The sequence below is a fragment of the Flavobacterium sp. LM5 genome (genome assembly GCF_002017945.1).
Classification (GTDB): Bacteria; Bacteroidota; Bacteroidia; order Flavobacteriales; family Flavobacteriaceae; genus Flavobacterium; species Flavobacterium succinicans.
This window is the reverse complement of sequence record NZ_MUFX01000001.1, coordinates 247,881-270,090: the sequence shown is the minus strand read 5'-3', so window position 1 is coordinate 270,090 and position 22,210 is coordinate 247,881. Positions and strand designations below refer to the sequence as shown.

Sequence of the window (22,210 nt, the reverse complement as noted above, 5' to 3'; positions counted from 1 at the left end):
GATTTTTAAATTACAGACTAATGTTGATTCCAAAAATGATATTTCTTGGAACAGGATACGTACCTGTTGCACCTGCCGAATTGAGTCCTTGACTTGATCCACCATCAATGCCTTGAACTTCTGGGCTTAATCCGCTATAGTTGGTAAAATAGTACAAGTTGCTTCCTGTAACATAGACCCTAGCTGAAGAAAGTTTGATTTTTTCAACAAACGATTTTGGAACCGTGTAGCCAAGCGTAATTTCTCTTAAACACAAGAAGTCGCCACTTTCATAATAACGGCTGTTACCTTGAAACATGTTGGTGTTGTAAGCGGCTCCACTAGCTTCAGAACGGAAGAGGTTATTTTGATTGGTTTGATCCGCCCAACGGTAACGAGGAACATCCGTGATGTCGCCTTCTTTTTGCCATGACTGTAAACTTTCGGCGATTAAACCGTAGTTTCCTTGAAACTGACCTACAAAACGGGCTCTTGATTCGTTATAGATCGTGGCTCCCAATGAGTAATCTGTTCTTACGGCTAATGAAAATCCTTTGTAACTGACATCAAAATTGAAACCTCCCACATATTTCGGAAACATATTCCCCATAAATTTACGGTCTTTGCTATCAATGGTTTTATTACCATCAGCATCTTCGAAGATGGCATCTCCAGGTAATTTTATACCATTAGGATTTCCTCCGGTTGCTGAGGTTTTTCCAACGTAAGTGTCTTTGTAGATGGCATTATACGCATCAGCTTCGGCTTGTGTAGACAAAATTTTGATTTGTTTATGCGCATAAAAATCGCCAATCTTTTGACCTTCTTGTAATCCTCCAACAAATTTATATTTACCGGTTGCTGTATCCCAAACTTCAGTTCCACCAATTCGGTTATTCAAGTTGCCATTAAATGGAAGTTTTTCAACGGTATTTACGTTGTGAGAGATAATGAAACCAGCATTGATTTTAAGATCTTCGTTGTTATAAATCGCCGCGTTTATTTCCATTTCGAATCCTTTACTTCTTAAAGCACCTAAATTGGTCAAAACGGTAGAGAATCCACTGTTAGAAGGCAAGGTTAGATTGGTCAACAAATCGGTGGTAAGTTTATTGTAGAAATCTCCAATCACACGGATTTTGTCTTGGTGAATACCCAAATCAAAACCGATATTGTTGGTTTTTGATTGTTCCCATTTCAAGCCTGGATTAGCAATTTGTGAGTTCACAATGGCAGATTGTCCGTTGTAATTATTCGCTAAACCGTTGGTAGAACCTGAATACAATCCGCCAGCTTGAAAATCACCAAGGGTTCCAAGATTACCATTTACTCCATAACTGGCTCTCATTTTTAAGGAAGAAACCACTTTAGGTACATGTTGCCAAAATCCTTCTTCGTGTGCATTCCATCCTACTGAAACTCCTGGGAAGAATCCAAATTTATTGTCTGGGCCTAAACTTGAAGCACCATCATAACGGAAGGAACCGGTAAACAAATATTTGCCTTTGTAATCGTAATTCAATCGTCCAAAAACGCCATTAATGATAAGTTTGCTATTGTTGGCAAAAACCGATACTGGAATAGGAGAAGAATCTAAGGTTTCGGTTACATCTGATGCACCGCCTTTTCCAGCCGCATTGAATGCTTTGATCACTCGGTTGTAATTAGAACCTCCTAGTTTGGCCTCAAAATTACCAATGGCTTCTAGCTCTTTTTTGTAGGTAAAAACACCTTCAAATTGGGTTTGAAAATAGCGATTGTTAAATTGAGAAGCATTTCTTGTATTGTCTAAAACTCCGGTACCACTCAAGAATGCTTGTTGGAACACGTTGCCCGCGTTGTTTTCGCTATACAAAGACATCGAAGGAACAAAATTCAAATCTTTAGTAATGCCCAAATCAGCATCTACGGCAAGTTGTAATTTTTCGTTTTCGTTGATTCCTTTTACTTTGCCCATTTGGTACAAAGGATTTCCGTTGATGTTGTTTTGACCAGGAGCTAAAGATCCGTCTTCTAATAAAAATTTAGTGGTAGGTGCATTGCCTAAGTAACGGTTAAACACCACACTATTGCTCACTACTTGATTATTATTGGATCTAGCATAGAGCATTTTTCCATTCACTGTAAAGTTGTCTGCCAGTTTAAATGAAGCGTTCATTTTGGAAGTAAAACGCTCATAGCCTGTAAAAATCGTAACACCATCTCCTTTTAAATAGCCTAAACTCAAATCGAATAATGCTTGGTCGTTTCCACCACTAAAATTCAAATTGTGGTTTTGTGTAATGGCATTTTGAAACAAAACATCGTTCCAATTTGTGCTTTTATACATAATGATATTGGCACTGTTCAAAGGATCTACCATTTCTTGCCATCCTTTGGCTTGCAATGTAGCAATGGCATCTGGGGTTAAACTCGATTTGAGTAAACTAGCAAACGGAGTTCCTGATGTTAAGTTATTGCCTGTTCCATAAGGAGTAGCGCCAGCCAATTGATTATCTCTTGCATTGGGACGAGTCCCTCCGAAGATATCTGCTGCATTTTTTACACCTAACCTTGACAATCTGATAAAATCCTCGCCTCCAAGAAAATCATATTTTTTAGCCACTTGGCTAAATTGAGTGGAATACCCATATGAAATTTTTGTTTTTCCAGGTTTTCCATTAGCTGTAGTTATGATGATAACCCCATTAGATCCTCTTGCTCCATAAATAGAAGTAGAAGCCGCATCTTTTAATACTTGTAAAGAAGCAATATCGGCAGGGTTAATGTCGTCAATTTGCAAACGAATGACACCATCAACAATATATAACGGAGTGGCTCCCGCAGGATTGTCGATCGAAGTACCGCCACGAACCAAAATGTTAGAAGCTTTACCAGGTTGTCCAGATGCAGTACGAACAATAACCCCACTTACGTTTCCTTGCAAGGCCTGAGTCACGTTGGAATACGGAACGTTTTCCAATACTTTTTTGTCTAATTTCGATACGGAAGTAGTTACGGCTCTACGGTTTTGAGAACCATATCCTACTACGATTACCTCGTTCATTTGTTGGCCAATTTCTTTTAATACGATTAAAAGGTCTTTGTCACCATCAATTTTTACTACTTGATCTTGAAGTCCAATGTAAGTGGCTAACAATTCGGTAGCATTATCAGGAACTGAAAGCACAAAAGAGCCGTCAAAATCAGTTTGTATCGAGATTTTTGTCCCTTTCACTAGAATATTTACGCCAGGTAGTGGCTCCCCTTTTTCGTTTACTACCTTTCCTTTGATCTTTTTTTCAACTTCAAGAGTTTTGGGCATAGCTTTCATTTCATTTTTAGGGACTAATGAAATAACATTGCCTTGAATAATCCATTTTACGGGAGCATTCATAAAAATTTTCTGCAAAACATTTTCAATGGTTGCGTTTTTTACTTCCAAAGAAACGGGGTCGATTTTGTTTAAAATGGCAACATCATAAAAGAAAACATAATTGGTTTGTTCTTTAATAACGTTCAATACTTTTTTAGCAGGTACCTTTTTACCTGAGAAGGTAATGGTTTGAGAAGAAACAGCTGCTGAAACATGAAGGGTAAAAGCAATTATCAAAACAGTTGATAACTTCATAACTTTCCAGAATTTAGGTGTAAGCCAAGAATTTCTTGACTTGCATTTTGGTAATAATTTCATACTTTTGTAATGAATTTGGTTAATAATAAAATTTCCTTGCTTGGTTATTGATTTGTTTTTCCAATTTTAATTTTCTTTTCCAGAAGAAAAATAAGCCAGCAATGCTTCCAACATGTGCTGGTTTTTTTTGGATCACAAATGAATGTTTTTTAGGGCAATACCCTTATTGTCTTTCCTTCTATTTTAAAATGAATGTTATTGGTTTCTAAAATTTTTAATACTTCATCTAAATTTAATTCGCGACTGATTTCGCCATCAAAATTGCGCGGTACCACTCCTTTTTCAAAAACAATGGCTACATCATACCATCGGCTGAGTTGTTGCATCACATTTTCAAGGCTAGTATTGCTGAAATAAAATAGACCTTTTCTCCACGCCATTACTTCGTCAAAGTTTTCAATATTTTTTACACTTAGTGCACCAGAAATTGTTTGCACGGCTTGTTGACCGGGATGCAAAAGCGATTTCTCGTTGCGGTTTCGCACTTCTACACTTCCCTCCAAAAGTGTGGTTTTGGTACTTTTCTCCTCAGGATAGCTGTTGATGTTAAAATGCGTTCCTAGTACTTTTACTTCGGTTGCATTTGCGGTAACGATAAAAGGATGATTTTTATCTTTTGCCACTTCAAAATACGCCTCTCCTGTGATGCTAACTCTTCTTTCGTTTTGAACAAAAGTGGTCGGGAATGTGATGGAAGATGAAGCGTTAAGCCAAACCTTGGTCCCGTCTGAAAGCACCAATTGATATTGTCTTCCTCTTGGAGTCACCATACTGTTTTGGGCAGCGGTGTTGGTGTTTCCACCAGAGTAAACTAATGTTCCATCTTTTTTGGATACTACGGTACTGTTTTGATTCGCCAAAACGCCGTTGGCTACACTATCGAGTACAATTTGTGAACCATCCGCCAAGGTGAGTATTGCGCCTGAAGTACCAGGGGTGATTTTGTTTTTCTCAACCGCAACTACAGTGGGAAGGGTTGTTTTTTGGTTGTAGTTGTAATAGCCTATTCCTAAAAGCAAGAGTATGCTGGCAGCGGCTAAGATTTTTTTCCAATGTACATTAAGGGATATGGTTTCTTCCTCGTCTTGTTCCGATTTTGGATGCATTTTTTCTTTTAACGCTTCAATAAACACTGTGGTAGCATCGGCATCAGCTGTTCCTTCTTGAATTTGATCATAATTGTTTCGAAGGATACCATCAAGATCTTTGGCGTATTGCGGATCGTCTATCATTTGAAGTAAACGCGCTTTACCTTCAGCAGTAATTTCTCCTGAAACATACTGTTGCATTAACGTTTTAAATTCTTTTTTTTGATACATAGATTTATGATTTTAGCCCGCATATACCCCTTCTATAATTAAAGACGAGTTGTGGTAGCGAAAGTGGCAATGGAAAAGTGAAAAAAAATAAAAATAATTCGTAAAAGCTTGTTTGTAAGCTAATTATTTTGTGAAAAAAAATAGTGAAAGTGTAAAAATAATCCAAAAACACCATCCATATTGACTGTTCATGTGTGTTCTCAAAAAATTGAGTGCTTCGAGCAAATGCCATCTAATAGTTCTCTTGGCAAGACCCAATTCTTTGCTAATATAGTCGGTGTCTTTGCCTTCCAATCGACTCAAAATGAAGATGGTTTTGCGAGGATCCGTCAATAAATTTGCTCCTTCAAGAATGATGGTATTGAGTTCTTCAAGTTCGTATTGTTCATCGGGTTTAAGGAATAATTCTTGTAGTTTTTCCTCTTTTAAAGAAGCCGTTTCTATCAGTTTTTTTCGAATATGAGTAATGATTAGATTGCGACTTACAATGAAAAGATAATTATCAAAACTTTGAATCTGTTCTAGTTTTTCTCTTTTTTCCCAGATCTGAATAAATACATCTTGTGCCAATTCCTCAGCAACAGGATAAGCTTTGACAAAACTTAAAGCATGTAAAACTACTTTTTTCCAATATTTTCCTACCATTTGTGTATAGGCCCATTCGTTGCCATTGGCAATTTGTGAAAGAATCAAAGCTTCAGTAGTAGACGCTATGGATGAATTCATAAATGGTTAAAATAGTGTTAAGGAACTGCAAACATAGAGAATTATAGTCTGGTTTTATTTCTTTTTAATAAAAAAAGTATACTCAAACAAAAGAAGTCTATTTTTTTGTTTTATGGTATAAATTAAATAAAAGATTGAATATAAAACAGTTTATTTTTTGATTTACTGTTTTTTGTGTAAAATAAATAAGGTGTTTTAAGTAGAAAAAAACTTATTCAGCAACAGCTTTGTCATACTTCATTTTTCTCAAAATTCGTAGTGCTTCTTTAAAAGAGAGATACACTTGCGGGAAGGGTTTGAGCAAAGGTTTGGCATCAATCAATTTTTGCTTGGCCTCTTCAAATCCGTTGAGGTAGCAAATCATGAGGGTTGAAGGCAGGTTTTCAAGATCTTTTTGTTCTCTATCGTGTAGCGTTTGTCCTTTTTGGAGTTTGTGTAACAAAGTGCTATTGGTATTGTAAATATGATACAACATTTTAGTGTTGAATTCTGGAGGTTCAAACAGAAATTTCCGATCTATTTTGTAATAACCATTGTCATGAAAATGGATGGTTTGTTGTTCTAAAGGATAAAAACTGGTCTTGTCATTCAGTCCCAGCGGTACATATTCAATGATGGTAAAACTATCCTCGTCAAAAGTGATTTCTACCACATCTTGAGCGGAATAAAAGAGTTTGATTTGTTCGTTAATCAGCTCGATGTCGACTCGAGACAAATAGGTTTTTCCTTTGTAATGCTTGCCAATGCCAGCCCAACACATCACAAATAATTCCTTGAAGACTTTGTATTTAGGAGCCATGTCTTTGTGACGAAAATTCATGAAATCAAAAACGCCATCTAAAGTATATCCAATGCTGTTGCGCGAATTGTTTTCGATGCCAATCACCGTTTCGGTATTTTGATAATTTCGTTCTATTTCACCTGCAACCGGTAGCGTATTACTGCCACTTCGAATAAAAATACTTTGTGTCAAAATGGTATGAATGCCTTTTTTGAAAAAGGAAGTTTTCGGATTGGGTTTTATGGTCACTAGTCCCACAACTTTGTCTTTGGGCAATTGTGGAAAGGGCACATTCTCGTATTGAATTTGTGGAGGGTTTTCCAGAAAAGCATTCACTAAATTCTGAATCCGACTGTCGTCAAAAAAATCATCGCCAACAATGGCATTATCTTGATCTTCAACGCCAACGACTATATATGAATTGTTAGTAGGATTGGAATTGGACAGTGCGCAAATATGCTTCAAGAATTTAGCTTTCCCTTCTCGAGAATGTAAATTCAACTGACGCTTTTTATCATAAAAACTACTCTCATCGTTATGAGCCAATAAATTTTTGATAAGCAAGCGTTTGTTAATCATGTCCTAAGTATTTGTACTAGAAGTTTTAAAAGTACGCTTTTTCAATTGGAAACAAAAGAAAACCAAAAAGCTAGTTACGCTTTTTAAAAAAAAAAGTATAACTAGCTTAGCCATTTTTATTAAGTCGGATTACGCTCTTTTTACAATAGTTGGCGAAGCCTGAGCCGTTGGATACACAATCAAGTCTGCGATATTGACGTGATAAGGTCGTGTCACCACAAAGTGAATAATATCCGCAATATCTTCCGGTCGCAAAGGCGTTAATCCTTTGTAAACATTGGCAGCGCGTTCACTATCACCTTTAAAACGTACTTCGCTAAACTCCGTTTCTACCATTCCGGGATGAATTCCCCCAACACGAATTCCGTAAGGATTCAAATCCATTCGCATGCTTTGGTTCAAAGCATCTACCGCATATTTCGAAGCGCAATACACATTGCCATTCGGGTACACTTCCTTCCCTGCAATCGAACCAATGTTGATGATGTGTCCAGATTCTTTGGCAATCATTTTTGGAATAATCGCTTTAGAAATATACAGCAATCCTTTGACATTGATATCTATCATAGCGTCCCAATCGTCCATGTCACCATTTTGGATGGAGTCAAGACCGTGGGCATTTCCGGCGTTATTTACCAAAATGTCAATATCTGAAAAAGCTTCGGGCAAAGACGCAATGCTTTCAAAAACCGCTTTTTTATCGCGAACATCAAAACACAAGGTATGAACAGCAGTAAAAGCGCTCAATTCTTTTTCCAAGGCTTCCAATCGGTCTTTTCTTCGGCCGCAAAGCACGATTTTAAAATTATTTTGAGCCAGTAATGTTGCGGTTGCTTTTCCGATACCGCTTGTAGCACCTGTGATTAAGGCAGTTTTTATCATAAAATGTAATTTGATAAGAGTATAAGAATTTTCAGGAACAGTAACAATGGGATTTATCAGGAGGCAAAGTCCCGCTATCCGCTATATCTTTTTTTATAAAGCTGACAGGTCTTTAACACCTGTCAGCTTTATAAAAAAAGGATGCCGCTCCTATCGGGGTTAAAAACAAACAAAGTGCCTTTTTGGCATCATTTATAGGACCACTAAGTTACCAATGTCATTAAGTTAAGAGATTTTAGATTGAAGATTAACGATTCTTGACCCGGGCGTTAGCGAACTGGCGAAGCATTTTAGATTTTTGAGCAAGTGAGTAAAAAACAAATGATTTTCAGTATCTTAAACATCAGCAATCAAATATCGTTAATCAAAAATCAGCAATCATTTTATCATTTAATCCTTAACTTAATGACATTGACTACGCTACTTCGTGTCCCATGCTTTCGGTCCAAATAGCAAACCAATCTTCGTTATCTAAAACCAATTGAGAGACTTTGAGCAAGTTTTGAATGCGAGCTACATTAACCGTTCCAGCAATGGGTATAATTTGAGCCGGATGTTTTAAAATCCAAGCCAAAAGTATCGAATCTGCTCCAATTTCATATTTAGAAACTAATGATGCCAATAATTTTCTCAAACGAAACGTTTGCATATTATCCTGACGAAACACACTTCCTAGCGGATTCCAACTCAAAGGACGAATCTGGTGCAGTTGCATATAATCCAAACTTCCATCCACCATCGGTTGAAATTCAGTAGCCGAAAATTGAATTTGGTTAAAAGATACCGCAGTTTTTTGTCGAATTAATTCGGTTTGTGAACTCGTAAAATTCGATACCCCAAAGTCAATAATTTTCCCTTGGCTTTTTAATTTTTCAACTGCTTCAGCAATTTCATCTGCTTGCATCAACGGGCTGGGTCTATGCAACAAAAAAACATCAAGATAATCCGTTTTAAGATTTTTCAAAGAAGCATCAACCGATTTGAGGATGTATTCTTTTGAGTAATTATAGTGTTTTACTATAGTATTTCGTTTTTCGGATACCAGCTGAATTCCGCATTTTGAAATCAACTGTACTTGTTCTCTATTAATTTTTGAATTGAATAACGCTTTTCCAAATTGCGTTTCAGTAGTATAACTTCCATAGATATCCGCATGGTCAAAAGTAGAAATCTTATTTTCAAAACAAATATGGATCAGGTTTTCCATTTCTTTTGTCTTGAGATTTTTGTCCCAAACGCCCCAATTCATGGCGCCGGCAATAATGGGTGATAATGTTGATGTAGTCATGCTTAAATTTTGATTATTTTGAATTTAACCTAGGTTTAAAAGTTAATTCTTCAAAGTTCTTAAAAATTAATAGATAGTGTCATAATTCTTACTTAAAATAGTGATTCATCTTGTTTTTTTAACCTATTTTTAACACTAAACCTCTAAAAAAAAATTCAATTTGCACCATCAAAATTAGCTTCAAATAACAATAGGTATAAAACTATAACGATGGAACAAAATACAACGACTTTAGACATTAGAGCAATCAATGAGAAAATAGAAAGGGAGAGTGCTTTTATCGATTTGCTTACCATGGAAATGAACAAAGTTATTGTGGGACAAAAACATATGGTAGAGCGATTGCTAATTGGACTTTTGGGTCAAGGACACATTCTCTTGGAAGGAGTACCTGGTTTAGCCAAAACGTTAGCGATTAATACTTTGTCTCAAGCGGTTCAAGGTTCTTTTAGCAGAATACAATTTACCCCAGATTTATTGCCTGCCGATGTTGTTGGAACAATGATTTATAACATCAAGCAAAATGAATTTTCTATCAAAAAAGGACCCATTTTTGCCAATTTCGTCCTTGCCGATGAGATTAACCGTGCACCTGCAAAAGTACAATCGGCTTTGCTAGAAGCGATGCAGGAAAAGCAAGTAACCATTGGTGATACTACTTTTAAATTAGACAAACCCTTTTTGGTATTAGCCACACAAAACCCAATTGAGCAAGAAGGAACCTATCAGTTACCAGAAGCTCAAGTGGACCGTTTTATGCTTAAAACAGTAATTGACTATCCGAAAATGGAAGACGAACGTTTTGTAATTCGTCAAAATTTAAAAGGTAGCTACGAAAAAGTAAATCCAGTAGTCTCTGTCGAACAAATTTTACGTGCTCAAGAAGCGGTTCGCGAGGTGTATATGGACGAAAAAATAGAAAAATATATCTTGGATATCATTTTCGCAACGCGTTACCCTGAAAAATATAAACTAGCCGATTTGAAACCTTTGATTGGTTTTGGAGCTTCGCCTCGTGGAAGTATCAACTTGGCCAATGCTGCTAAATGTTATGCTTTTATCAAACGTCGTGGCTACGTAATTCCAGAAGATGTTCGCGCTGTGGTTCACGATGTATTGCGTCACCGTATTGGGGTGACTTACGAAGCCGAAGCTGAAAACGTAACTTCAGTAGATATCATCAACAAAATCGTAAACGAAATCGAAGTGCCCTAAAAAGTGAAAAGTAAAAAGTGAAAAGTAATTAGCCTTGGTTACTATTCACTATTCACTAATCACTAATCACTTAATAAATGGATACAAAAGAGCTTTTAAAAAAAGTACGAAAAATAGAAATCAAAACCAGACGATTGAGCGATCATATCTTTTCTGGTGAGTATCATACCTCTTTCAAAGGCCGCGGAATGACGTTTAGCGAAGTGCGTCAATACCAATATGGTGACGATATTCGCGCTATCGATTGGAATGTAACTGCCCGTTATAACGAAGCCCACGTAAAAGTTTTTGAAGAAGAGCGCGAATTGACGATGATGTTAATGGTCGATATTTCGGGCTCTGAAAATTTTGGCTCTACAAGTCAGTTCAAAAAAGAAATTGTCATTGAAATTGCCGCTACTATGGCTTTTTCGGCCACTCAAAACAATGACAAAATAGGTTTGATTTTGTTTTCTGACGAAATAGAATTGTACATTCCACCCAAAAAAGGACGTTCTCACGTCTTGCGTCTGATACGTGAACTAATCGAATTTGAGCCTAAAAGTCATAAAACGGATATTGGTCAAGCCTTGAAATTTCTATCAAGCACTCAAAAAAAGAAAGCGATTGTGTTTATGATTTCTGATTTTATGTGTGAAAACTACGAGCAAACCTTGAAGATTGCTTCCAAAAAGCACGATATTACTGGAATAAGAGTGTACGATATTCGCGAAGAAAAAATGCCCAATTTAGGAATGGTGACGATGCTCGATGCCGAAACAGGACGAACTCAATTAATCAATACAGGTTCAAAAACAGTTCGAATGAATTATGAAAAGCACTATCAAGATAAAGTGAATTATTTTAAGGAAACCTTTCGTAAGTCAGGCTCAGGAGTTGTGAACACCAGAGTCGATGAAAGTTACGTGACTAAACTATTGAGTTATTTTAAATCTCGTTAAACTAATTCTTGCAGAGTTTAAACTTTGTAAGGGTTAAAGTTAAAAACAAATGAAAATTAAACTTTACCTATTATTTATAGCGCTATCGACTTCTCTTTTTGCTCAGCAAAAACAAGTGCTCACGTCTATAGACACCACCAAAAATAAAATTGGCGCGGAGTTTAAACTAACTCTAAAGACTACGGTAAAAACTACTTCAAAGGTTGCTTTTCCTAACCTAAAAAAGATAGGACCATTAGAAGTTATCGAATCCTATCCAATTGATACGGTTAAAAAAAATGACCAAATTGAGTTAATCAAAAAGTATGGTTTGACTCAGTTTGATTCTGGAAGATATACCATTCCTGCGGTTAAAATTTTAATCGATAAAAAACCTTTTTTCTCGGATTCTATTAAAGTGGAAGTCGCTAATGTTGCTGTTGATACATTGAAACAAAAAATGTACGACATCAAAGGCATCATCAAAGCGCAAGATTCTTGGGGCAATTGGTGGTTGTATCTTTTGATAGCTCTTCTTATCGTTGGGGCAGTAGCCTATTGTTACTTCAAAATTCGTAAAAAAACAGTAGCACCAGAAGTTGTCGTTTACAAAACGCCTATCGAAAAAGCCACGAGTTTATTGAATACTTTAGAGCAAAAAGAACTTTGGCAAAAAGGCGATGTAAAAGCATATTATAGCGAATTGACTGATATTGCTAGAAATTATATCGAAGAAGCCATAGCCATTCCAGCAATGGAAAGTACCACAGCGGAATTAGTTGCGGGATTAAAAGCGGCTTCTCAGAAAAAGAAAATGAAGTTATCTCAAGAAACAATCGATAACTTAGAACGTGTATTGAAACAAGCCGATTTGGTGAAATTTGCGAAATCAAAACCTCTAGATTTTGAAATCACTGAAGATAGAAATAAAATTCAAAAAGCGATTTTAACCTTAGATAATGCAATTCCTGTAGTAGTTGAATCCGAGGAAGAAGATGTGTTGAACGAAGCTCAAAAACAAAAACAACTTCAGCTACAATTAGAAAAAGAACGCAAAGCGAAAATCAGGACTTATGTAGGTTTTGGTGTAGGAATCGTAATCGGAGTATTCTTGTTTTTTGTGGTGACCAAAGGATTTATGTACACGGTACACTCTATTATCGGACATCAAACCAAAGAATTACTTGAAGGAGAATGGGTGAAAAGTCAATACGGAAATCCAGGTGTTATTATAGAAACTCCAGAAGTATTGACTCGAGTAGACTTGAAGAAAACCTTGCCTAAAGACGGATTAGCTTTGATTAAAGACATGCAATCTTTTGGTTACGGTAGTTTTGCAAATGATTTCTATTTGATGGTTTCGACCTATAGTTTTAAACAAGAAAATGCCCTCGATTTGAGTAAATCTTTAGAAAGCTCTATTCAAATGATGGAGCTGCAAGGCGCTCAAAATATGCTTGTTAAACAAGCGGATTTTGAAACCCCCGAAGGACTTAAAGGAATCAAAGGTTACGGAACATTCTCCAAAGTTGACGATAAATCCAATAGCAGTACTAAATTGTATTATGAGATTTTATTGTTTAGTCAAAATGGTGGATTGCAGCAAATTATGATTTTGCACGAAGAAGGAGATGAGTACGCCACAAAAATAGCAGAACGTATATTGAATTCTGTTGAATTAAAACTAGCAAGAAACTAATGGAAAAGATAACGTTTTTAAATCCAGAATTTTTTTGGTTGTTCTTGTTACTGCCAGTGGTGATTGCTTGGTTATTCTGGAAAAGAAATCATCAAGTGGCTGCGCTTAAAATGAGTTCAACAGCAGGTTTTCAAGGAAAAAAATCATTTTGGGTGCAGTTGAAACCTTACTTAAGCGTGTTTAGAATTTTGGCATTAGCGTTGTTGATTGTGGCAATGGCAAGACCAAGAACAGTCGATGTGAGCAATAGAACGAAAACCACCAAAGGAATTGATATCGTTATGGCGATTGACGTTTCTGGAAGTATGTTGGCCAAAGATTTAAAGCCGAACCGAATGGAAGCCTTAAAACGTGTGGCAGCCAGTTTCGTTGACGAAAGACCCAATGACCGTATTGGATTGGTAGTGTATGCTGCCGAATCGTATACTAAAACTCCTGTGACTAGTGATAAAGCGATTGTTCAAGAAGCCATCAAAAGCATAAAATACGACAACGTTTTGCAAGACGGAACTGGAATTGGCATGGGATTGGCGACAGCCGTAAACCGTTTGAAAGACAGCAAAGCTAAAAGTAAAGTCATTATTCTCTTGACGGATGGTGTAAACAATGCTGGTTTTATTGAACCAGAAACCGCTTCAGATATTGCCAGACAATACGGAATCAAAGTCTACACTATCGGAATTGGAACAAACGGAATGGCTATGTTTCCTTATGCAATCGCACCGAACGGAGGCTTTTTGTTCCAAATGATGAAAGTAGAAATCGACGAGCAATTAATGAAAAACATTGCCCGAAAAACCGACGGTAAATATTTTAGAGCAACAAGCAACGATAAACTAGCACAGATTTATAACGAAATCAACAAACTCGAAACTACAGAAATAGAAGAATTAAAATTCTATGATTACGACGAAAAGTTTAGATTTTTTGTGTTGCTAGCAGGACTATTGTTACTAATTGAAGTTGGTTTGAGAAATACAGTGTACAGAAGTTTTATTTAAAGTTAAAACAAAGAAAATAATAAATATCAGTTTGCAATTTAACTTGTGAACTTAGTGAAAACTTAGTGCCCTTAGTGGTTAAATACAAATGGAATTAGACGAAAAAAAATATTTATACCTACTCATCTTATTGCCTCTTTTGGTAGTGGTTTTCTTGTACAATTTGTATTGGAAAAGAAAAAAACAACGCGAATTTGGTTCGGTTGAAATGGTGCAAAAGTTAAGTCCAGATAGCTCTAGTTTTAAATCGGTATTGAAATTAATTGTGTTAGTATTGGCTTTTGCCTGCTTGATTTTAGGATTGGTGAATCCTAAGATTGGCACCAAAATGGAAACGGTTAAGCGTGAAGGTATTGATATTGTTTTTGCAGTCGATGTTTCTAAAAGTATGCTGGCAGAGGATATCGCGCCCAGTCGTTTAGAAAAAAGCAAGCAAATCGTCTCTCAAATCATCAATCAACTCGGCAGTGACCGTATTGGGATTGTAGCTTATGCAGGAAGTGCTTTTCCTGTATTGCCAATCACCTCCGATTACGGTGTGGCGAAGATGTTTTTGCAAAGTATGAATACCGACATTGTTTCGTCTCAAGGAACCTCTTTAGAAGAAGCGATTAAATTATCGGCTACTTATTTTGACGAAAAAAGCAAAACGAGTAAATTGATGATTATGATTTCTGATGGCGAAGACCATTCAGAAGGAGCCGAAAGCGTTGCTGAAGAAGCCAATAAAATTGGTATGAAAATCATCACCATTGGTGTCGGAACAGAAAAAGGAGGTACGATTCCTTTGCGTCGTAATGGTGTGATTGAAAGCTATAAAAGAGATAAAGACAATCAAATCGTTATCACAAAATTGAATCCAGAAAGCTTGAAAAGTATCGCAAAAGCAACGAATGGAAACTATGTAAACGGCGCGAATACCAAAGAAGTGTTAGAATTCGTAAAAAATACTTTGGATAAAATCCAAAAAACAGAATTTGAAGCAACTGAAATGGCAGAGTACCAATCTCAATTTCAATGGTTTTTAGCCATTGGATTTCTGCTGCTTTTGGTAGATGTTTTTCTGTTAGAGCGCAAAACAAGTTGGGTGAAAAAATTGAATTTGTTTAACGAGAAATAAAGTTTTTTAACCTCCCAATGTGAAGTTGATAAATGTACTTGAAAGTGATAAAATACAAAATTACAAATGATTAAAAAATATTTCATATTCCTTTTCTTGTTTTCCCTTTTGGGGCTAGGAGGTCTATTTGCTCAACAAAAATACAAAGCTTTGCCAAAAGCGAATGAAGAATTTGCAGAAAAAAAGTTTGTAGAAGCGGAGGCAAATTATAGAATTTCACAATCGAAATTCCCTAACCGAACGGTCGCTCCCTACAATTTAGGAAATGCAATTTACAAACAAAATCAAAATGCCGAAGCACAATACGCCTATGTTGAAGCATTACGCAAAGCAAAAGTAAAATCGCAAAAGCACAAAATATTGCACAATTTGGGCAATACTTTTATGAAAGATAAAAATTACGAAGCCGCTGTAGATGCTTATAAAAATGCTTTACGTTCTAATCCCGAAGATGAAGAAACGCGTTACAATTATGCTTTGGCCAAAAAAATGCTAAAAGACAATCCACCGAAAAACGATAAGGATAATAAAAAAGACAAAGACAAAGACAAGGATAAAGATAAGAAGGACGAAAAGAAAGACGGCGATAAAGACAAAGACAAAAAAGACGATAAAGGCGATCAGGACAAAAAACAAGATCCTAATCAAAACGAGCAAAAAAACAGCAAAAATCAAGACCAAAAAGGACAACCCAAACCAAAACCTGGAGACATTTCTAAAGATCGTTTAGAAAACCTTTTGGATGCTGTAAACAACGAAGAAAAGAAAATTCAAGATAAAGTAAAAGCCAAACAAGGCCAAGGAAAACCAGTTCAAACCGAAAAAGATTGGTAATTCAAAAACCGCATTTTAAAATGAAAAAATTTATTGCAGTTGCACTTTTTATAATTGCTAACCCGCTTCTGGCTCAAGTTCAGTTTGAGGCACGAGTGAGTAAAAACACTTTAGCGTTAAATGAACGCCTTCGTGTTGATTTTATTATGAATGTAGATGGTGATAATTTTATTCAACCTTCTTTCGATGGTTTCCGAATCATCGCTGGACCTAGCCAACAAGTAAGTCAATCTTGGGTCAACGGTAGAAGCTCTTTCGAGAAAGCGTATTCCTATTTCTTAGTTCCTACCCGAAAAGGAGCTTTGGTAATTAAACAGGCGGCAATTGAGTTTAATGGGCAGGTGTATAAAACATCTCCTGTAAAGATTACTGTGACCAATGCAGTGCAGCAATCTGAGGAAGAGAATGACGGACAAATTTCTGTCGATAATAATTTATATTTAGTTGCGGATATTTCTAAAACCAATCCGTATATCAACGAGCCCATTACGGTAGTTTATAAATTGTATTTCAGCTATAATATCGGAATTGGAGGTAATTGGGAAGAAAAGAGTAAACCTAAATACAATAATTTTTGGAGCCAAAATATTGATATCAAGCAATTGGTTCCTGAAGAGGGAATGTTTAGAGGGGAACGTTTTAGGTATGTAGTTCTTCGCAAAACAGTTTTGTATCCTCAAAAATCTGGAAAACTAGTTATTGAACCACTTTCATTAGATATTCCTGTTCAATTGCCTACCAATAGAAGAGATATGTTCGGGCAATTAATTGTAAAAGATGTAACTAAGAATGTAACCACAGGAGCAAGAACGATTGCGGTAAAAGGATTGCCAGAATCGGGCAAGCCAGCAGATTTTTCTGGTGCCGTGGGAAGTTTTGATTTTAAAGTTACACCAAGCAAAACAACGCTGCGCAATGGTGAAAGTTTAGAATTGGTAGTAAGCGCCGCTGGAAAAGGAAATCTTAAATTATTCACCTTACCCAAACCTGTAGTTCCAAACGCCTTAGAAATGTATGACCCTGTTCATACGGAATCCGTAAATACGCCACTTTCTGGAATGGCAGGTAAGATTTCGGACAGTTATACCATTATTCCGCAGTTCAAAGGAACCTATCCGATCAAACCAATGCAATTCACTTATTTTGATTTGAATTCGGGCAGCTACAAAACGATTACTTCTCCAGAGATTTTGGTGACTGTTTTAGATGGTCCAACCGCTACAGACAGTACCGCAGTGGCAAGCACGGCTAAAAATAAGATTAGTAATCTGGAACAATTCAAATTCATCAAGCTAAAAACAGAGCTAGCAGATATTCATGCTGAGGATTTCTTAGGATCCAATGGCTTTTATGCTTTGTTATTGCTTCCTTTTGGAATAATCCCTTTGATTGTGATTTTCAGAAAGAAAAAAGAAGCCATAGATAGCGATGTCTTTGGTAACCGAATCAAAATGAACAATAAATTGGCTAAAAAATATTTATCGGAAGCCAAAAAACAAATTGCGAACAAAGAGTTGTTCTATGTGGCACTCGAAAAAGCGATGCATAATTTCTTAAAAGCCAAATTACACATCGAAACTTCAGAAATGAGTAAGGATAATATTCAAGAGTTATTGTTGTCTAGAAAAGCCAATCCTGAAGCTGTAAACGATTTTATTGCCTTGACGGAGAATTGTGAGATTGCTCGTTATGCGCCTTCTTCTAGCGCGGCAATTCAGCAGGATTTTGATAAAGCCATCGAAATTATTTCGGGATTAGAAAAACAAATTGTTTAACCACAAAGAATAGAAGTGTAATCAAATCAGCACTATAAAATAGTGTTCTTAGTCCTTCCTTTGTGATCTTTGTGTTTAAAATTAAATCAACATATGAAAAATATAGTTTATTTATTATTATTTATAACCAGTGTTTTAACTGCTCAAAATGGGTTTGAGTCAGGGAATGCATTGTACAAAAAAGGGCAATACGAGCAAGCCATTCAGGCCTATGAATCGGTGGTGCAAACGGAGAAAAAAGAATCGGCCGATTTGTATTTCAATTTGGGCAATTGTTATTACAAGCTCAATCAGGTAGCGCCAGCGATTTATAATTATGAAAAAGCTTTGGTTTTAAAACCTAATGATTCAGAAATTCTAAACAATTTGAAATTTGCCCAAAAGAAAACCATTGATGAGATTAAAGTGGTTCCCAAAGTAGGTTTCGAGAAACTGGTACACGATTTTACCGCTTTCTTTCATTATGATACTTGGGCGTGGATAGCTATAGGATTTGCTGTGGTAGTACTATTACTTTTTTTAGGGTATTACTTTACTCAAACTTCTTTAGCGAAACGTGTTTTTTTCTTTGGGATGTTTTTTGGATTGCTACTCGTTTTGATAAGTGTTTTTGCGGGTTATTTTGAGCAAAGTCATTTTAAAAATGATCGACCAGCCATTCTTTTTGCGGCTATGACAGATGTCAAAAGTGAGCCGCAGTCTTCAAGTTCGGTTGTCATTACTCTGCATGAAGGGGTCAAAGTTTATATCATAGAATCTCTCGATCAATGGAGAAAAGTTCAGCTTACCGATGGTACAGAAGGTTGGTTAAATGCCAATGCTATTAAGGAAGTGAAGTGATAATTTATGTTAATTTTACCAATTTTGGGTGTTTCTAATCTATAGGAACACCTTTTTTTTTACTCAAAACTGTGCTAATTTTGGGTCTTTTTCTTTGAAAAAGTGTTAAAATTTGGATTCCTTCAATTATGCCGTATTCTTATTAATATTTAGATATAATTTTTATTATGTGTTTACATTATGTTAAACTGTTTGTTTTTGTTTTAAGTATTTGGAGTAATAGTGGTATTATGTTTATTGATTTCTCTTGTTTTGTTGGGCTCGCAGCCGCTATTGGTTTTTTTTATTAACAAAATGTTATCATTTTTGTCGCATAACTAAATCAAAATTCAAATTTATGCGATCAAAATTCAAATGGATTTTTTCTTTGCTATTGGCCTTGTCAATGCAAGTGGTCTCCGCTCAGGTGAAGACAGTATCGGGAACAGTATCGGACGCAGTGGGTCCAATTCCTGGAGTGAATGTAATGGTAAAGGGAACCAAAAATGGTACTCAAACTAGTTTCGATGGAAGCTATGCTATTAAAGCCAAACAAGGAGATGTATTAGTTTTCTCTTTTGTGGGTATGAAAGATGTGTCTAAAGCAGTTGATGCTTCAGACAAATTAAATGTTAAGTTGGAAAGCAACGAAGCTGAAAAACTGTCTGAGGTTGTAGTTACTGCTTTTGGTATAAAACGTAGTTCAAAAGCTGTCGGATATGCAGTGCAAGAAATTAAAACTGCTGATTTGAATAAAGCTTCTAATAACAGTTTAGCAGGAGCTTTACAAGGAAAATTGGCTGGGGTTCAAATTACTCCTTCAAGTGGTGCTCCAGGAGCTTCATCACAAGTGGTTATTCGTGGAGCAAGGTCTTTCACTGGAAACAATACACCTTTGTATGTTATTGATGGTATGCCAGTATCTTCAACAGCGGATTATTCAACTGGGAATAGTGTAACAGGTACTGACACTGCAAATCGTGCGGTGGATATTGATCCAGCTGATATAGAATCTATATCTGTTTTGAAAGGACAAGCAGCAGCAGCTATTTATGGTATTAGAGCTTCTAATGGTGTGATAATTATTACTACAAAAAGTGGTAGAGGTTTAGCTAAAGGAGGAAAACCTGTGATTACTTATAACAATTCAACAAGTTTTGAGACCATTTCTAAAAAACCAGAAACTCAAAATGAATATGCTCAAGGTACTCAAGGAGGCTATAATCCTACATCTTCATTAAACTGGGGACCTAAAATCTCTGAATTGCCAAATGATAAAACTTATGGAGGTAATGTAGCAAATACTTTAAATGGTGGTATTTTAAGATCTGGAAAGTATTATGTGCCTCAAAGAGCTAAAGCTGGTTTAGATCCATGGGTTGCTCCAAATTCTTATGATAACATTGGTGATTATTTTTTAACAGGTGTTACTGTAAATAATTCTTTAAATATTAGTCAAGCTTTAGAGAAAACAAATTATTCATTTGGTATTGGTACCTCGAATCAAAATGGTTTCATGCCAGGTACAGGTATGAATCGTTATACAGTAAAAGCTGTAACTGAAACAAAATTGAATAATGAATGGAAAACAGGTGTTTCCTTCAATTATGTTCAAACTAAAATAACTAAAGCGCCTTCAGCAAATGATGCAGTTCTTGCAGGTGTGTTTGGAGCGCCAAGAAGTTATGATTTAAAAGGAATAGGATACAAATCTGCAATCAATCCTTATGATCAGGTTTATTATAGACCGAATGTATTTAACAATCCTTATTGGGCTGCTGAAAACAATGAATATAGCGAAAAGACCAATAGATTCTATGGTAATACAAATGTTCAATATTCTCCAGTTATAAGTACGGATGGCAGCAAAAATTTGAATTTCAAATATCAAGTTGGTATTGATTCTTATACTACTAATTACAGAGATATCAATGAGTATGGAAGCAAACATGATTTGACAGGAAATAGTAGTAATGTGAATTTGTACGGTATTACTTCAGATGTAATTAACTCTTTGTTCACTGTGAATTACTCAATGGAATTCTTAAATGATTTCAATTTGAATGTTTTAGTAGGTAATGAATATAATCATAAAAACAATAAAAGTTATAGTGATTATGGAGCTGGTTTAAATTTTGGTGGTTTTCCAACAATTTCAAATGCTAGAGTGGTTACATCTTCCGAAAATAGATCACAACAACGTAATGTAGGTTTCTTTGGTAGTACTGAGTTATCATACAAAAGTATTCTGTTCTTAAACGGTACTTTACGTAAAGATTATGTTTCTACAATGCCAAGAGGGAATAGAGATTTTGTTTATCCTTCTGCATCTTTATCTTTTGTGTTGTCTGAACTTGATTTTGTTAAAGAATCAAATATTTTCTCTTATGCAAAATTCAGAGGTTCTATTGCTGAAGTTGGACAAGCTGGTACTTATTTAGAAGATTTTTATCTTAAGCCAGGATATAGTGGAGGTTTTTGGACAGGAACACCTATTCAATATCCAATTGGAGATGTAAGTTCATTTATACCAACTACTGTATTGTATGATCCAAATCTAAAAGCTCAAAATACGCGTTCTTATGAATTTGGAGTTGATTTCAAATTTTTTAATAATCGTTTAGGACTTGAGTATACATATTCAAGACAAAATGTTAAAGATCAGATTTTTAATGTACCCTTAGCTGGATCGACTGGTTATTCTTCTTTTGTTACAAATGGTGGTAAAATTCACACTAATGGTCATGAAGTTGTATTGTACGTTAATCCAATTAAAACTAAAAACTTCGATTGGACATTCAATTTGAATTACACACAAATTGATTCTTATGTAGATGAATTGGCTCCTGGAGTTGAAAGCATATTTTTGGGAGGATATACTACTCCTCAAATTAGAGCGAGTGTAGGTAGTAGATTTCCTGTAGTATACGGTGAAAGTTTTAAACGTGACGCAGCTGGTAATGTTTTGGTTGACGCTACAGGTTTACCTGTAATTGGTGAAGCTAAAGCTTTAGGAGAAGTTGCTCCAAAGTTTACCTTAGGCGCTTCTACTCAATTTACTTACAAAAGAGTTTCATTAGGAGCTACTTTTGATTGGAAAAACGGTGGAAAAATGTATAGTGGAACTAATTCATTGATGCAGCTTTACGGAGTTGATGCTATCACTGCAAATAGAGCTGAAGAGTTTATTTATCCTGGTGTAAAAGCAGACGGAACTACAAATAATATTGTTCTCGGTGGCGCAGGAAATCCAAATGGACATCAAAATCTATATAACCGCTTAAGTAATATTACTGAGGCTTATGTTTATGATGCAAGTTTTGTTAAATTAAGAGAAATCAATTTAGGATATACTTTCCCTAATTTATTAAATAATTTGGTTGATTTGAAAGCAAGCGTTTTTGCTAGAAATCTACTATTATGGTCAGAATTGCCAAATATTGACCCAGAAGCATCTCAAGGAAATAATAATATGGGTGGTGGTTTTGAGCGTTTGTCTATACCACAGACTAAAAGTATTGGTTGCTCATTGAACCTTACATTTTAATCAAAAGCAGACACATGAATCGCCTTAAACACTTTGTTTAAGCAAAGATTTTT

General features: G+C 35.8%; 15 protein-coding genes. 9 read left to right on the top strand and 6 right to left on the bottom strand.

The window, feature by feature from the left end; genetic code table 11:
• Positions 1-10: 10 nt before the first annotated feature.
• From BXU11_RS01125 to BXU11_RS01100, 6 genes are all read right to left on the bottom strand, one after another.
• Complete coding sequence (locus BXU11_RS01125; protein ID WP_078210699.1) at positions 11-3,652, bottom strand: TonB-dependent receptor; 3,642 nt, start codon at positions 3,650-3,652, stop codon at positions 11-13.
• Positions 3,653-3,801: 149 nt separating this feature from the next.
• Entirely contained in the window at positions 3,802-4,971 is a 1,170-nt protein-coding gene (locus BXU11_RS01120; protein WP_078210698.1) for a FecR family protein, read from the bottom strand.
• Positions 4,972-5,094: 123 nt separating this feature from the next.
• On the bottom strand, positions 5,095-5,697 hold the full coding sequence (locus tag BXU11_RS01115; RefSeq protein WP_078210697.1) for a sigma-70 family RNA polymerase sigma factor: 603 nt from the start codon (positions 5,695-5,697) through the stop codon (positions 5,095-5,097).
• A 211-nt stretch (positions 5,698-5,908) separates the two neighbouring features.
• Positions 5,909-7,057, bottom strand: a complete 1,149-nt coding sequence (locus BXU11_RS01110; protein WP_078210696.1) for an ATP-binding protein — start codon at positions 7,055-7,057, stop codon at positions 5,909-5,911.
• Between the two features lie 129 nt (positions 7,058-7,186).
• Complete coding sequence (locus BXU11_RS01105) at positions 7,187-7,939, bottom strand: SDR family NAD(P)-dependent oxidoreductase (RefSeq protein WP_078210695.1); 753 nt, start codon at positions 7,937-7,939, stop codon at positions 7,187-7,189.
• 415 nt (positions 7,940-8,354) lie between these two features.
• Positions 8,355-9,227 (bottom strand): aldo/keto reductase family oxidoreductase, encoded by an 873-nt coding sequence (locus BXU11_RS01100; RefSeq protein ID WP_078210694.1) that lies wholly within the window; start codon positions 9,225-9,227, stop codon positions 8,355-8,357.
• Between the two features lie 210 nt (positions 9,228-9,437).
• Here BXU11_RS01100 and BXU11_RS01095 point away from each other — a divergent pair, with 210 nt between their 5' ends.
• The 9 genes from BXU11_RS01095 (at position 9,438) to BXU11_RS01055 (ending at position 22,157) form a co-directional block, all read left to right on the top strand.
• Complete coding sequence (locus tag BXU11_RS01095; RefSeq protein WP_078210693.1) at positions 9,438-10,442, top strand: MoxR family ATPase; 1,005 nt, start codon at positions 9,438-9,440, stop codon at positions 10,440-10,442.
• A gap of 77 nt (positions 10,443-10,519) precedes the next feature.
• Complete coding sequence (locus BXU11_RS01090) at positions 10,520-11,383, top strand: DUF58 domain-containing protein (RefSeq protein WP_024982509.1); 864 nt, start codon at positions 10,520-10,522, stop codon at positions 11,381-11,383.
• A 49-nt stretch (positions 11,384-11,432) separates the two neighbouring features.
• Complete coding sequence (locus BXU11_RS01085; RefSeq protein ID WP_078210692.1) at positions 11,433-13,061, top strand: hypothetical protein; 1,629 nt, start codon at positions 11,433-11,435, stop codon at positions 13,059-13,061.
• Positions 13,061-14,062 (top strand): VWA domain-containing protein, encoded by a 1,002-nt coding sequence (locus tag BXU11_RS01080; protein WP_024982511.1) that lies wholly within the window; start codon positions 13,061-13,063, stop codon positions 14,060-14,062. The genes BXU11_RS01085 and BXU11_RS01080 overlap by 1 nt, the downstream gene beginning before the upstream one ends.
• Positions 14,063-14,150: 88 nt before the next feature.
• Positions 14,151-15,182, top strand: a complete 1,032-nt coding sequence (locus tag BXU11_RS01075; RefSeq protein ID WP_078210691.1) for a VWA domain-containing protein — start codon at positions 14,151-14,153, stop codon at positions 15,180-15,182.
• 66 nt (positions 15,183-15,248) lie between these two features.
• Positions 15,249-16,016, top strand: a complete 768-nt coding sequence (locus tag BXU11_RS01070; RefSeq protein ID WP_078210690.1) for a tetratricopeptide repeat protein — start codon at positions 15,249-15,251, stop codon at positions 16,014-16,016.
• Positions 16,017-16,036: 20 nt separating this feature from the next.
• Positions 16,037-17,791 carry a BatD family protein gene (locus BXU11_RS01065; RefSeq protein WP_078210689.1) on the top strand — a complete coding sequence of 585 codons (1,755 nt, stop codon included), beginning with the start codon at positions 16,037-16,039 and terminating at the stop codon, positions 17,789-17,791.
• 93 nt (positions 17,792-17,884) lie between these two features.
• Positions 17,885-18,631, top strand: a complete 747-nt coding sequence (locus tag BXU11_RS01060) for a tetratricopeptide repeat protein (RefSeq protein ID WP_078210688.1) — start codon at positions 17,885-17,887, stop codon at positions 18,629-18,631.
• Positions 18,632-18,968: 337 nt separating this feature from the next.
• Positions 18,969-22,157, top strand: a complete 3,189-nt coding sequence (locus BXU11_RS01055; RefSeq protein WP_078210687.1) for a SusC/RagA family TonB-linked outer membrane protein — start codon at positions 18,969-18,971, stop codon at positions 22,155-22,157.
• Positions 22,158-22,210 lie beyond the last annotated feature (53 nt).